The 13,948-nt window shown below is 63.5% G+C and carries 13 protein-coding genes and 1 tRNA gene; 3 read left to right on the top strand and 11 right to left on the bottom strand.

Annotated features, from left to right (window positions below; translation table 11 throughout):
- Positions 1-20: 20 nt before the first annotated feature.
- From QSV46_RS02595 to QSV46_RS02555, 9 genes are all read right to left on the bottom strand, one after another.
- Positions 21-515, bottom strand: coding sequence for an HK97 family phage prohead protease (locus QSV46_RS02595; RefSeq protein ID WP_314945890.1), 495 nt, complete (start codon positions 513-515; stop codon positions 21-23).
- Complete coding sequence (locus QSV46_RS02590; RefSeq protein WP_314945887.1) at positions 508-831, bottom strand: gene transfer agent family protein; 324 nt, start codon at positions 829-831, stop codon at positions 508-510. The genes QSV46_RS02595 and QSV46_RS02590 overlap by 8 nt, the downstream gene beginning before the upstream one ends.
- Positions 831-1,499: a hypothetical protein gene (locus QSV46_RS02585; RefSeq protein ID WP_314945884.1), complete on the bottom strand. Its 669-nt coding sequence runs from the start codon at positions 1,497-1,499 to the stop codon at positions 831-833. The genes QSV46_RS02590 and QSV46_RS02585 overlap by 1 nt, the downstream gene beginning before the upstream one ends.
- Entirely contained in the window at positions 1,499-2,728 is a 1,230-nt protein-coding gene (locus QSV46_RS02580) for a phage portal protein (protein ID WP_314945882.1), read from the bottom strand. Before QSV46_RS02580 ends, QSV46_RS02585 begins: the two co-directional genes overlap by 1 nt.
- A 229-nt stretch (positions 2,729-2,957) precedes the next feature.
- Positions 2,958-3,031, bottom strand: a tRNA-Gln gene (locus tag QSV46_RS02575).
- Positions 3,032-3,163: 132 nt separating this feature from the next.
- On the bottom strand, positions 3,164-3,499 hold the full coding sequence (locus tag QSV46_RS02570) for a hypothetical protein (protein ID WP_314945879.1): 336 nt from the start codon (positions 3,497-3,499) through the stop codon (positions 3,164-3,166).
- 747 nt (positions 3,500-4,246) lie between these two features.
- Positions 4,247-4,522: a hypothetical protein gene (locus QSV46_RS02565; protein ID WP_314945877.1), complete on the bottom strand. Its 276-nt coding sequence runs from the start codon at positions 4,520-4,522 to the stop codon at positions 4,247-4,249.
- Complete coding sequence (locus QSV46_RS02560) at positions 4,494-4,703, bottom strand: hypothetical protein (RefSeq protein WP_314945875.1); 210 nt, start codon at positions 4,701-4,703, stop codon at positions 4,494-4,496. Before QSV46_RS02560 ends, QSV46_RS02565 begins: the two co-directional genes overlap by 29 nt.
- Positions 4,704-5,069: 366 nt before the next feature.
- Positions 5,070-5,972 (bottom strand): ribonuclease Z, encoded by a 903-nt coding sequence (locus QSV46_RS02555; RefSeq protein ID WP_314945872.1) that lies wholly within the window; start codon positions 5,970-5,972, stop codon positions 5,070-5,072.
- A 287-nt stretch (positions 5,973-6,259) separates the two neighbouring features.
- Here QSV46_RS02555 and QSV46_RS02550 point away from each other — a divergent pair, with 287 nt between their 5' ends.
- Entirely contained in the window at positions 6,260-7,756 is a 1,497-nt protein-coding gene (locus QSV46_RS02550) for an amidase (RefSeq protein WP_314945869.1), read from the top strand.
- A gap of 21 nt (positions 7,757-7,777) precedes the next feature.
- Here the strand turns inward: QSV46_RS02550 and QSV46_RS02545 are convergent, their stop codons facing one another.
- On the bottom strand, positions 7,778-8,383 hold the full coding sequence (locus QSV46_RS02545; protein WP_314945866.1) for a TetR/AcrR family transcriptional regulator: 606 nt from the start codon (positions 8,381-8,383) through the stop codon (positions 7,778-7,780).
- 200 nt (positions 8,384-8,583) lie between these two features.
- Between QSV46_RS02545 and QSV46_RS02540 the strand changes: the two genes are divergently transcribed.
- Together QSV46_RS02540 and QSV46_RS02535 are read left to right on the top strand one after the other, a co-directional pair.
- A complete protein-coding gene (locus QSV46_RS02540) occupies positions 8,584-9,843 on the top strand; it encodes an efflux RND transporter periplasmic adaptor subunit (protein WP_314945864.1) in 1,260 nt (419 codons plus the stop codon).
- A 158-nt stretch (positions 9,844-10,001) separates the two neighbouring features.
- Positions 10,002-13,202: a multidrug efflux RND transporter permease subunit gene (locus tag QSV46_RS02535; RefSeq protein ID WP_314945861.1), complete on the top strand. Its 3,201-nt coding sequence runs from the start codon at positions 10,002-10,004 to the stop codon at positions 13,200-13,202.
- On the opposite strand, the gene QSV46_RS02530 is transcribed toward QSV46_RS02535, so the two are convergent.
- Positions 13,199-13,927: a sulfite exporter TauE/SafE family protein gene (locus QSV46_RS02530; protein ID WP_314945857.1), complete on the bottom strand. Its 729-nt coding sequence runs from the start codon at positions 13,925-13,927 to the stop codon at positions 13,199-13,201. The genes QSV46_RS02535 and QSV46_RS02530 overlap by 4 nt on opposite strands.
- Positions 13,928-13,948: the final 21 nt, after the last annotated feature.

Here is a 13,948-nt window from a genome sequence, read left to right as displayed (position 1 = left end):
TGGGTAGTTCAAAGCTCCTTTTAGGATTTCAGCGTTGCCGTGAAACGCTTGATGAGATCGGCCGCCGCGAGTGCGGCGTCATAGTTCTTCGCGCTGGTAATGCGGGCGCGGGGATGGCTTGGATTACGCACGACACTGATTTCGTAGAGATCGAGTGCCGCGATGACGCGGTTGCGTCCTTGCTGGGTCGAGGATTTTGTCTTGAAGCCGATCGACAAGCCGGCGACCAAGCCGCTCTTGATCATGCCGAGCACAGTTCGCGCGCGCGGCTGATCCATGTGGAGCTTGCCCTTCACGACGAGCCCGTCATTGGTCTCCGCCGCATCGGTCCAAGTGCCGATCAGGTCAGCCACATTGTGCTGAAACAGGATTGGCAGCTCATTCGATACGAAATTGAACGCGCCTTTGACGATGAGATCGCCGGCAGTGTCAGGTTCGCCGAACGGCCATGCGGTGCCAGTGATCTCGCCAGCGTCGGTAACGCTGAGCGAAGCTTTAATTTCGAGCTTATCCATCTGTGGTCTCATGAGGTTGGCCGAAGAGTGTTCGCTCAAGGATCTTCGCGGCGAGTTCGTAGATCTCAGCCAGCGGCCGGCCGTCGACATAGGCAACGATCAGCTCATGGGCGCGCTTCGGCGTAATGCCGCCGCCGATAAGAGCGACCCGAATGGTCTCGGAGAGATCTGCCTGACTGAACGATCGCGCGAACATGCGATTGCTGAGCGCACCGATGGGACCGCACTTCTTTTCGAGCTCTTCGACCATTGACTTGGTGAGCTTGAACACGTGCTCGCCGTCGCCAAAGAAGGCCGTGTAAGAGAGATCAGCCATTAGCCGCCCTCCCCAAATGCCATTTCGATCGAACCGGCGTTATCGGCATAGACGCTGATGTCTTCCACGTCGGACCACGCTTGAACCGGCGTCGATCCGACGAGGCATTCGCCGTAGATGAGCGGAATGGTGTCGCCTTGCTTGCCCGAATTTCCGATGTTGCCACCGTTGACGCTGAGACCGTTGGAAGCCTGTGTCTGCTGGCCGGCCGGCTTGGTGAGCAGCGTAGAGGCGCCTGACAGAGCGAGGCCCAGGCCGATCGCTGCAACGGTGCCGTAGGTCGTGCCGCTCAAAATGCCTGAGGCCGCGAGCGGCGTGGCGAGCATGCCGCCGGACAGGAAGATAGCGCCACCGACAAGGGCAGCACCGAGCACGATCTTGGTGGTGCCCTTGGTGGTATTGGACGCCGCGCCCTTCGCGACCGGGATCAGATGGAGATCCGCAGCACCGAGATTGAAGCTGTTGATCAGGTCCAGGTCGAGCTGCATGCCACTGCGCTTGTCGCCTCGGACGATCTTGTAATAGCCGTGCTCAATCGCCTTCACGAAGCGGCCAGGAAATGCGCAGTTGAGCGCGCGCAAAGCTTCGCCGGCAGTCGCCACGTCAAAGCGATGAGACTTGCCGAAGTCCTTACCGAGCTTGCCGTGCAGGTGGACGGTGCGGAGCATCAGGCGGCCTCTTGTTCGTTTGTGTTGCTGTTGAGCTTGCCGCCGGCGTGAGCGGATGACGTGTTGAAGTTCTCGAACACGTCGCCGCCTTCATAGGCGGGCTTGCCAAAGCCAAGTTCTCTGGCTTCATTCGGATTCAAAATTCTGGCTGAAACGGCCACGCTAAGCGCCTGGGCACGCGCGAGCAGATCGGCGCGTGAGAAGCCGTCGACGTTGAATTCGATGCAATACTGATCGCGCTCTTCCGGCGTGAGTAGCTTCAGTTCAAGCTCCTGTTCGAAAGCCTTGAGCCGGGGCAGCAGCGCTTGCGAAAGGAATTCTTGGCCAATCGATTCGATCGAGCGAGGCTGAGCACGATCAACCTGCATCAACATATGGAGCGGGACCCGAAACAGACGCGCGATCTCGGCAACCGCATACGTCCGCATTTCGAGGAACTGGGAGTCGACGCTATTAAAAGTCAGCGGCTGCCAAGCGGCGTCCGTCGGCAAAACCGCAGTGCCGCCGGACCTGTCCCCGCCCTGGGATGCCTGCCATGCGGCCTTAGCGTTCGTAAGGGTTGCTTCCGTTACCGTGCCCTTGAGGCTCAGCACGCCAGAAGGACGCGCGGCGTTGCCGAACAGACGCGAGGCGTGACGCTCAAGGACCAAGGCGAGCGCAATGGCGTTGCGGCCTTCGCCGACAAGGCCCTTGCGTGCATCATATGCCGGCGTCGGGATATGGATCAGGTCGGCGCCGTCGATCTCTCGACCGTTGAGCTTGTAGGTCGGTTCTACGTCGCTGGTATCGACGGCCACGGATTGGGTTTGCGGATCGAGCCGGATCAGTTCGGCAGGCTTGCCACCGTCAACCCGATTGATGAGCGCAAAGCTGCCGTGCGGCTGCAAGAGCGCGTCGGCCATAAGCTGAGTGCGAAACAGCGCTGCCGGCGCCCAACTATTCGGCGTCTCATGCAGCAGCTTATAAAGCGGATGGTCGGTGGCCTTCTCTTTGCCGCCGTCCGGGAGCTTCTTGTAAACGTGAAGAGGGAGCGAGCCGGCTGCCTCAGAGATGGAGCGCACCGCGCACGCGACGGGCGCGCACGTCATGGCTGTGTTAGGCGTGACGGTCACGCCGGCCAGGGTCGTGCTCGCACCGAACAGGTCGAGCAGCCACGGCTCCGGAGCGGAGATGCCGGCGGCTTTGGTCTCGATACCGAGGATCGATTTGAGGCGGGACGCGATAGACAAAAAGACACACAACAGAGCTGGCCCGCTGGTCAGGCGAACGAGGAAACGGATCTCTGTCTGTGCTTTTGTTTCGGGCCGATGCCCGACGACGCAATTATCTTGCGTGAGAATTGCGGCGGAATTGAGTCGCGGTTACGGGGTGCGGGTCCGAAAAGCGGTTACGAGTGACACCGTTTTAGGATGTGCCAAGCTGGCCTAACATGCTGATTTTGATGACGAAATGGAGAACTGGCTGGGGAACCTGGATTCGAACCAAGACAAACAGAGTCAGAGTCTGTTGTGCTACCGTTACACCATTCCCCACCGAAGCACTTGAGATCACAAGCTTTCTTCGGAAGTTTTGCAAGCCGGGGCAAAAGTTTTGCAAATCAGCGGCAAGCTGGCGCTGATATAGCCGCGTCGACGTTCGCGGTCCAGCCCTTCTGTGGATGGCATCTACTCGTTCTCTCTGTGTTCGCGGCCTGGAACGCCGCCCATGCCCAACGACCTCATCATGCGCAGGACCGTCATCGGCGGCGAGGCCGCGCGGCAAAGCCAGCCATCGTTCGGGCCGGTGTTTCTGAACTCCCGCATCTTGGTGGGATTGCCGACGCGATAGACTCGGTTGAACAGCACCGGACCGCGCTGCGCGACCGGCAGTGCCACGATGCGCTTCGCCTCGGCCTCGGTCACCGCGGCATTGTGCCGGCCGACGCCGAATATCTCCATGATGCGCGCGGCGCGATAGGCGCCGCTCTCCTCGAGGATCTGCAGGCCGCCGGTCTCGATCATGATCTGAGCCAAAAAATGCGCGGCGTAAGCGCGTCGTCAGGCAGGCCTTGGCGACCAAGTTGGGCCAGCCGCGCACGATCGCCGCGACCAGATCGGCGCGCGCTGCCGCCCGCAATCGTTTTGACGATTGCAGCCGTTATCGATGGAGGCATTGCGCCACCCTCCTCTGCTGGGTTGAAAAGTCGTTTTCGCGAATGCGCACCCATTGCGCGGACTGATTGTAACAGCTAGAACGCGAGTAAATCGTCGACTGCAATCAACAGCGCGGACAAAATCTGGCGGGAAGGCATTTGGGTCGAGAGAAGCCACCGAATGACCGGATATACGGTCTATTGTTCTGGGGAACGGTGATAGCCTTGGCTGCGCTTACGGGATGGGCGCTCCACGTCCTGCCTTTTTTCAGTCACGCCGACTTTTATTAAGCCGCACTAGAACACCGCATCGATTGCGGTCTCCAGACCGTCGCGCAAGCATCCGAGCCGAAATACGAGTGGGACATCGACCCGGAGGATGCCGACCACCCGACCATTCACGGCCTACGCGGCACCGGCATTCTCGCCCGCGCCGAAGCCGGCTACGGCGTCGACCAGATCGCCAACGACATCGGCATGTCCCGGCAGAACGTCGAGCAATACATGCGCTTTAGGGACCAGATGAAGGTCGGCACGGACGGGCAGCAGCGGCTGCGAGTGGTTAAGGGAGACCACTCCCGTTAGATGTTCAAATATCTCTGGTGCGCCCGGATATCTAGGCGGCGTCTACAAGGCGCTTCACTTGAGCTTGAAAGCGCTTGTCAATCAACGCCGCTTCCGCCTTCGAGGGCGCAGACCTCACCGACCTATAAATCATACCATCAAAGCGGATGTCATTGAAGACGCAATTCTGAAAATGCGCCACCGCGTTCTCGACTCCAACGACACTGGAGACAACCCGAAAAAAATCGTCGTTTGGACTACCCAGGTGAATGTCCTCAATGGTCATTTCGTTCGGGAAGTCAATTCGTTCGAACACATCGAGCAACATAGGCCCATTTGGCGCGGGCATACCGACTGTAAGAGGTGGAGAACCGGGGCTTGTAGCGGGAGAAATATTCCGATCGGCTGTCGCAGCTCGGCTCGTCGAAGCGAGACCACGAGTACATCCCGACCATGACGGCGCCAAAGGCGAACGCGATGATCCATTTCTCAACGCTATCGAGCATCATGGCGAATACTCCTGTTTGACACCGATCAGATTTGCCTTGACGTGTGAGCCGAGCGTGAATTGACCGTCAGCGCTTCCGGGCGATCGGCGACGATCCGGGCAAATCGCGAGAACACCCGGCGAACGACACGAACTCAGCGCGCTTCGTCCGGCGTTGCGGCAGGAGCATCCAAACGCCCCGATCGGGGTCACATGCACTTTCCAGGATCCCGCGGCCCGTCGTGCCTGATGTGGGCAATGCGGCCTCGCTCGGTATCTCGACGTCGGCGACGTGGTCTATCTCGCGGACATCGGCGCCGGCCTCGACCGCCACAAGCAGGACCTCGCGATCGAGTCGGTATCGTCGAGCTGAGAGCCGTCGCAACGACTAGATCACGATGTGATCGAAGTCGGCGGCGATCCGCGTATTCGGAAAAATCCTTGCCGCCTCCATCAGGACTTCGTGGTCCGCGTAGCGGCCCGACTGATGGGTGAGCACGAGCTGCCCGACATTGTTCGCGGCGGCAAACAGAGCGGCTTCGGTTGCCGTGAGATGGCCGTAGTCCCGCGCGGTCGACGCATCGCGATCGAGGAACGTGGCCTCGATCACCAGCAGATCGGCGCCCGCGATATGTCGAGAGAGCCCATCGGTGGTTTCGGTGTCACCGATCACGACGAGCTTCTTGCCGCCGCTGGGGGGTCCCAGGACCTCTTCCGGATCGATCGTTTGGCCGGCGATCACGACCGGTCGCCCTGCGGCCAGCTCTCCGCGCACGGGACCGTCGGGGACACCGAGCGCCGAGAGGCGATCGGCCAATAGATGACGGCGGGCGGGACTCTGGAAAGAAAAGCCAAAGCTGTCGGTGTCGCGGTGCCGGACCGGAAAGCAATCGATGGTGAAGTCGCCGGCGTCGATGACCTGTCCTTCGGTCATCGGCGCAAACTCCACCGCGATCGGCGCCCTGCCCCCACCCCACAGGCCTGCAAGCATTCGAGCGACGATGTCGAGCGTGCCCGGCCCCGCATGAACGGTCATCACGTCGGCGCTCCGACGCAAGCCGAGCGTCGAGAAGAGGCCGGGGATGCCGAGCACGTGATCGAGATGACCGTGCGTCAGCAGGATGCGGCCAAGCCGCCGGAAGCCGGCGCCGCTGCGCAGCAACTGGCGCTGCGTGCCCTCGCCGCAATCGACTAGGATGCGCTCGCCTGCGGCCTCGACGAGGAGGGCCGGATGGTTGCGCTCCGCCGAGGGAACGCTGGCCGAGGTCCCGAGAAATGTCAGGGCGAACATGGAGGTCGGTATCCAAGCTTCACCGCCCCCAATGCCATGCGAGCAGCAGCGCGTACAGGCCCACCGAAGCTGATTAGACCGCGACAATCAGCGCGTAGCCCGTGATCTGGCGCCCAACCGTGGGAAGGCATCGCTGACGACGATCATGTCCGGCCACGACAGGCGGACAGATCTGGCTTCCACTGCACAGCCTCCTCACTACGTTGTCAAAATTGCATATTCGACCGCCCGATCGATTCGCACCCGGGACAGCATCGACCCGGCAATGAGATACAAAGGGATTTGTCATGATTGCAGAGGCCGCTGACCTGGACTACGGCTCGATCGGCTCGCTTCTGAGCGCCTTGCACGCCCGCAAGATATCTGCGTCAGAATTACTAGCGCATACGATTGCGCGCATCGAAGCGCTGGACGGACCGATCAACGCGATCATCGTTCGCGATTTCGATCGCGCGAGAGACGCCGCGCTCGCCGCTGATGCCGCACTTGGTCGCGGCGAACGGCAGCCGTTGCTCGGCATCCCCGTCACCTTGAAAGAACCGTTCAACGTCGCCGGCCTGCCGACGACATGGGGCTTTCCGCAGTTCAGGGATTTCCAACCGACGGAAGATGCCCTGGTCGTCGCGCGGCTGAAGGCGGCGGGCGCCGTCATCATCGGCAAGACCAATATCCCGATCGCCTTGCGGGATTTCCAGAGCTACAACGAGATCCACGGGACGACGAACAATCCATGGGACCTCGGCCGGTCACCCGGCGGCTCCTCAGGCGGATCGGGCGCGGCGCTGGCTGCGGGCTTCGGTCCGCTCTCGATCGGCTCGGATATCGGCGGCTCGATCAGGGTGCCGGCGCATTTCTGCGGCGTGTTCGGACACAAGCCGAGCCTCGGCCTGGTCCCGCTGCGCGGATACAGCCTGCCGCCGGCACCGCCCGTCCCCGGCCAGGGCGATCTGGCCGTGATTGGGCCGATGGCGCGCACGGCCTCGGACCTCGCATTGGCGCTCGACGTGATCGCCGGCCCCGACGAGACCCGCGACGGGATCGGCTATCGCCTTGCGCTGCCGGCCCCGCGACACAGCCAGCTCGGGGATTTCAGGATCCTCGTGATCGATACGCATCCGTTGATGCCGACGGGTGATGCCGTGCGTTCAGCCATCGGGCGAATGGCGGAACGGCTCGAACGTTCGGGCGCACGGCTCGCGCGCGCAAGCACGTCGCTGCCCGATCTCGCCGAATCCGCGCGGCTCTACATGAAGCTGTTGAACGCGGCGCGAAGTCCACGCCTGACGCCGGCCGCCCTCGCCGAGGCGCAAGAAATCGCGGAGGCACTCTCGCCCGACGACCGCAGCCTGCAAGCCGAACGCGCGCGCGGCTGGGCCATGATCCATCGTGACTGGCTGGCGGCCGACGCGGCCCGCCTGCAATTGCAGCAACGATGGCAGCAATTGTTCCGCGAGTTCGATGCGGTGATCTATCCCGCCGCCGCCGTGCCGGCCTTTCCGCACGACCAGTCCGAGCCGTTCGACGCGCGGCAGCTGGACATCGATGGAAAGCTCCACAACTATTCCGATGCCTGCTTCATCTGGGCCGACCCGGCGTCGACCTGCGGCCTGCCCGCGACCGCCGTTCCGATCGAGCGTACGCCCTCAAGCCTGCCGATCGGCGTGCAGATCATCGGCCCCTATCTCGAGGATCGCACGACGATTGCGCTGGCCGGACTGATCGAACGCGAGTTCGGCGGCTTCGTCCCGCCGCCGTCGCTGTCTGCAATTCCAAGAGATGATTGAGAGCGAGGCGCCGGCTGCGCATCACATTCCGTCGGACGACTGCGCCTCGACCGCCTGCACCGCGACACTCGCGACCTGCCGCAGCGCCTCGCGATCCGAGCCTGAGGACGCCATCACGCCCATGCCGACCGCGACGGCCGAGACGTAGCGCGCAAGCGCCGCGGGATCAGCGCTCGGCTTGAGATCGCCCTCCGCCTTGGCGCGTATGAAACGATCGCGGAGCTGGTCTTCGTTCTCGCCGCGGCGGGCGGCGAGTTCGAAGGGGACGTTTTCCGAGCCGGTGCCGCAGGCGATGCCGCCCTGCACCAGCAGGCAGCCGGGCGGATTGGCGGGATCGGTCTGCTTGTCGGCAATGCCCATCAGCATCCGTTCGGCCACGGCGCGCGCGGTCGGCGCCGCGACGACCTCGTCCATCCAGGCGCCCCGCAATTTGGTGTAGCGGTCGAGCGCGGCCTTCAGCAGGCCTTCCTTGTTGCCGAAGCAGGCATAGAGGCTGGGGGGATTGATGCCCATGGCCTCGGTGAGCTGCGCGATGGTGGCGCCCTCATAGCCATGGCGCCAAAACACTTCCATCGCCTGATCCAACGCCGTTTCGGGGTCGAATTCGCGGGGGCGTCCCATGCCCATGTGCCTGTCTCCTCGGAATCGGCGTCTCGCCCCAGTTTCACGCCTGACCCTATCTAACTGTTCCAGCTTTCTTTTCTCTTCCGCCTTCCAATTCTTGCGGTAAGCGGCTACAATTTTCTTAGTGAACGGTACATAAGTATCTTGCGCTGCGATATCCAGCTCCACATCTGTAGTGAACACTACATATCTGGAGCGCGCAAATGCCCCCGTCCCAAAATCACCTCTCCCGGAATTCCGGCCCTGCCGGCCGTTTCCGTCGCCTGCTCGGCGGCGTCGCCGTCGTGGGCACCCTCGCCGTGGCCGGCTCGATCGCAACCGGCCACTACTTCCGTGCAGCCCAGGCGACGGCAACAGCCGCCGCGGCCGAACAAGCCGTCTCCGTCACCGTCGCGATGATCGAGCCGAAACAGACCGTGCTGTGGGACGATTTCTCCGGCCGGCTCGAAGCCATCCAGCGCGTCGAGCTTCGCCCGCGCGTGGCCGGTGCGATCCTGTCGACCAATTTCACCGAAGGCGCGCTGGTGAAGGCCGGCGACATCCTGTTCAAGATCGATCCGGCGCCCTACGCCGCCGAGGTCGACAAGGCCGCTGCCCAGCTCGAGGCCGCCAAGGCACGCGTGGTGTTCACGCAGAGCGAGCTCGAGCGCGGCGCACAGCTGGTCGGCAACGCCGTCGTCACGCGGCGCGACTACGACCAGCGCGAGAATGCCCACCGCGAAGCCATCGCCAACGTGAAGGCCGCCGAGGCAACGCTCCAGACCGCAAAGCTCAATCTCGACTACACCGAAGTGCGTGCGCCGGTGGACGGCCGCGTCGGCAAGATCGAGATCACCGTCGGCAATCTCGTCGCCGCCGGCACCGCCTCCCCGGTGCTAACCTCGCTGGTCTCGGTCAATCCGATCTACGCCTCGTTCGATGCGGATGAAGAGGTCGTGCTGCGCGCGCTGAACTCGATCGCGGACGCCTCCGGCCGACGCGGCAAGCTCGACCAGATCCCGGTGGAGATGACGACCTCAGGCGGCCTCTCGGCCAAGGGCCACATCCAGCTCATCGACAACCAGGTCAACGGCCAGAGCGGCACCATCCGTGTTCGCGCGGTATTCCGGAATGAGGACGGGCATCTCATCCCCGGCCAGTTCGCCCGCGTGCGCATGGGCCAGCCGAAGCAGCAGGCGCTGGTGATGATCGACGAGCGCGCGATCGGAACCGACCAGGACAAGAAATTCGTGATGGCGGTCGGCGACGACAGCCGCGCGGTCTATCGACCGATCACGCTCGGCGGCGCCGTTGACGGTCTTCGCATCGTCACCGCAGGCCTGAAGTCCGGCGACCGCATCGTGGTCAACGGCCTGCAGCGCGTGCGTCCGGGCGCCCTCCTCAAGACCGAGGTCGCGGCGATGGGTGCGCGTGGTCCGCAGCAGGCTTCCAACCACAGCAACCAGGACGTGGTGCAACGCTAGTTACGTCATTTCCGGGGCGTGCGCGGCGCGAGCCCGGAGCAACGAAGTTACGAAACTCCGAGCACGTCACCTCCGGATTCCGGGTTCGCGCTTTGCGCGCCCCGGAATGACGGCGGAGGTGTCTGGAGAGCTGCAAGATATTGCCCAGGGGCAAAGCCATGAATCTCTCAAAGTTCTTCATTGACCGTCCGATCTTCGCCGGCGTGCTGTCGGTCCTGATCTTTCTCGCCGGGCTGATCTCGCTGTTCGCGATGCCGATCTCGGAATACCCGGACGTGGTGCCGCCCTCCGTCGTGGTGCGAGCGACCTATCCCGGCGCCAATCCCAAGGTGATCGCTGAGACGGTGGCGACCCCGATCGAGGAGCAGATCAACGGTGTCGAGAACATGCTCTACATGTCGAGCCAGGCGACCACCGACGGCGCGATGACGCTGACGGTGACGTTCCGCCTCGGCACCGATCCCGACAAGGCGACGCAGCTGGTGCAAAACCGCGTGCAGCAGGCCGAACCGCGCCTGCCGGCCGTGGTGCGCCAGCTCGGCATCATCACCAAGAAATCGTCGCCCGACCTCACCATGGTCGTGCATCTGTTGTCGCCGAACGGCCGCTACGACATGACGTATTTGCGCAATTACGCGGTGCTCAACGTCAAGGACCGGCTGGCGCGGATCGACGGCGTCGGCGACGTCCAGCTCTACGGCGCCGGCGACTATTCGATGCGGGTCTGGGTCGACCCGCAGAAGGCCGCCGAGCACGGGCTGACCGCGAGCGACATCGTCAGGGCGATCCAGGCGCAAAACGTCGAGGCCGCCGCCGGCGTCGTCGGCTCCTCCCCGAACGTCAAGGGGATCGACCTCCAGCTCTCCGTCAATGCGGAGGGGAGGCTTGCCAACGAAGACCAGTTCGCCGACATCGTGGTCAAGACCGGCACGCGCGGCGAAGTGGTGCGCTTGCGCGAAGTCGCGCGCATCGAGCTCGGCGCGTCCGAATACGGGCTGCGCTCGCTGCTCGACAACAAGCAGGCGGTGGCGATCCCGATCTTCCAGGCGCCGGGGTCCAACGCGCTCGAGATTTCCGACCACGTTCGCGTCACCATGGCCGAGATCAAGAAGAACATGCCGGAGGGTGTGTCCTACCAGATCGTCTACGATCCCACCCAGTTCGTGCGTTCCTCGATCGAGGCCGTGATCCACACGCTGCTGGAGGCGATCGCGCTGGTGGTGCTGGTGGTGATCCTGTTCCTCCAGACCTGGCGCGCCTCGATCATTCCGCTGCTCGCGGTGCCGGTGTCGATCGTCGGCACCTTCGCGGTGATGCACGTGTTCGGCTTCTCCATCAATGCGCTCAGCCTGTTCGGCCTCGTGCTCGCGATCGGCATCGTGGTCGACGACGCCATCGTCGTGGTCGAGAACGTCGAGCGCAACATCGAGGGCGGGCTGTCGCCGCGCGATGCCACCTATCAGGCGATGCGCGAAGTGTCGGGACCGATCATCGCGATCGCGATGGTGCTGGTCGCGGTATTCGTGCCGCTCGCCTTCATCTCCGGCCTCACGGGACAGTTCTACAAGCAGTTCGCGCTGACGATCGCGATCTCGACCGTGATCTCGGCCGTCAACTCGCTGACGCTGTCGCCCGCCCTTTCGGCATTGCTGCTCAAGGGCCACGACGAGCCGAAGGACCGGCTGACGATCATCATGGAAAAGGGCCTCGGCTGGTTCTTCCGCGGCTTCAACAAGGCCTTCACGCGTTCTTCGGAGAACTACAGCGGCACCGTCACCAAGGTGATCTCGGGCAAGGCCGCGGTGATGGGACTCTATGTGCTGCTGGTCGGCCTCACCGCTCTGCTGTTCCAGCAGGTGCCGAGCGGATTCGTGCCGGGTCAGGACAAGCAATATCTGGTCGGCTTTGCCCGCCTGCCCGATGGCGCAGCGCTGGATCGCACTGAAGAGGTGATCCGCAAGATGAGCGATGTCGCGCTGACACAGCCCGGTGTCGAGAGCTCGGTTGCATTCCCGGGCCTGTCGATCTCCGGCTTCACCAACTCCTCCAACGCGGGCATCGTGTTCTCGACGCTGAAACCGTTCGACGAACGCAAGGGTCCGGCACTGAGCGGCAATGCGATCGCGGCCGATCTCAACAAGAAATATGCCGGCATCCAGGAAGCCTTCATCGCCATGTTCCCGCCGCCGCCGGTCAACGGCCTCGGCACCATCGGCGGCTTCAAGCTCCAGATCGAGGACCGCGCCGGTCTCGGCTATGAGGCGCTGAACGAGGCGACCAAGGCGTTCATGGCGGCAATGCAGAAGGCGCCGGAGATCGCCGGTGTGTTCTCGAGCTTCCAGGTCAACGTGCCCCAGCTGTTCGCCGACATCGACCGCACCAAGGCGCTCCAGCTCGGCGTGCCCGTGACGGAGGTGTTTAATACGCTCCAGATTTACCTCGGCTCCTACTACGTCAACGACTTCAACAAGTTTGGCCGCACCTATTCGGTCCGGGTGCAGGCCGACGCGCCGTTCCGCGCCCGCGCCGACGACATCAGGCAATTGAAGGTGCGCTCGTCTTCCGGCGACATGGTGCCGCTCTCGGCGCTCTTGAGCATCCGCCAGAGCGCGGGTCCGGAGCGCGCGATCCGCTACAACGGCTTCCTGTCGTCCGACATCAACGCCGCGGCTGCGCCCGGCTTCTCCTCCGGCCAGGCGCAGGAAGCGGCAACGCGGATCGCCGCGGAAACGCTGCCGCCCGGCTTTGCCTTCGAATGGACCGACCTCACTTATCAGGAGTTCATCGCCGGCAATTCGGGCATCTGGGTATTCCCGCTGGCGATCCTGCTGGTGTTCCTGGTGCTGGCCGCGCTCTATGAGAGCCTGACCCTGCCGCTCTCGATCATCATGATCGTGCCGATGGGCCTACTCGCTGCCATGTTCGGCGTCTGGATCTCCAAGGGCGACAACAACGTCTTTACCCAGATCGGACTCATCGTCCTGGTGGGACTTTCGGCCAAGAACGCGATCCTCATCGTCGAATTCGCCCGCGAGCTCGAATTTGCCGGACGCACCCCGATCCGCGCTGCGATCGAGGCGAGCCGGCTGCGGCTCCGCCCGATCCTGATGACGTCGATGGCGTTCATCATGGGCGTGCTGCCGCTGGTGCTCTCGACCGGCGCCGGCTCCGAGATGCGGCGGGCGATGGGCGTTGCCGTGTTCTCCGGCATGATCGGCGTCACCGTGTTCGGCCTGTTCCTGACGCCGGTGTTCTATGTGCTGCTGCGGACCGTCACCGGCATGAAGCCGCTGACCCATCACGGCAACGACACCAGCGCTGCGCCGGTCCAGGGCTCAATCAGTCACTCCGGACACTAGATCAGGGAAATACCCGATATCAGCAACAGAACGAGTACGGTCTTGCGAAAGACCGTCTCATTGACGCGGTGAAACGCGAGGACGCCGAGCACGGAGCCCGCGAACAGCGCCGGCAGGCTGATCGCGAGGTCGACCAGGACTCTCGGCGACAGGTCCTGATGCCCGACCAGCAACGCGATGGCAAAGAGCTGCATCGCGGCGATGAATGGCTGCACCAGGCCGCGCTGCTCGCTCTTGGGCATGCCGCGCATGTCGCACCAGATCGTGGGAATCGCGCCGGGCATCGCGGTGAGGCCGCCGACCAGCCCTCCTCCGAAGCCGATCAGCGCAACCCAGTGGCGGCCGACCGCCTCGCCGGCCGTCACCAGCGTCGGCCGCAGCAGCATGTAGCCGGCGTACAACGCCACGATGATGCCGAACCCGCGCCGGAGCAGATGCGTGTCCGTGGACTGCAGCAGCGACACCGCGATGGGCACGCCGATCAGCCCGCCGACGATCAGCAGCAGGCTGCCCTCCCAGCGAATGCTGCGCCGGAGCGCCCACAGATTAGTGGCCTGCACGCCGATGCTGCACGCCATCATCAGCGGCACCGCCTCCAGCGGCTGAAACACGCGAAGCAGGATCGCGCCCGCCACCGCCGAGAACGCGAAGCCCGAGAGCCCCGAAACGAAGGCGCCGGCAAACACGGCGACGCTCAACAGGATGCTGGTCGTGATGTCAGGCACGCTGCATTCCTCCGGTCAATC

Origin of the sequence: Bradyrhizobium cosmicum (assembly GCF_032290525.1) — a bacterium.
In the GTDB taxonomy this organism is placed as follows: Bacteria; Pseudomonadota; Alphaproteobacteria; order Rhizobiales; family Xanthobacteraceae; genus Bradyrhizobium; species Bradyrhizobium cosmicum_A.
This window is presented reverse-complemented; position numbering and strand designations above follow the sequence as displayed.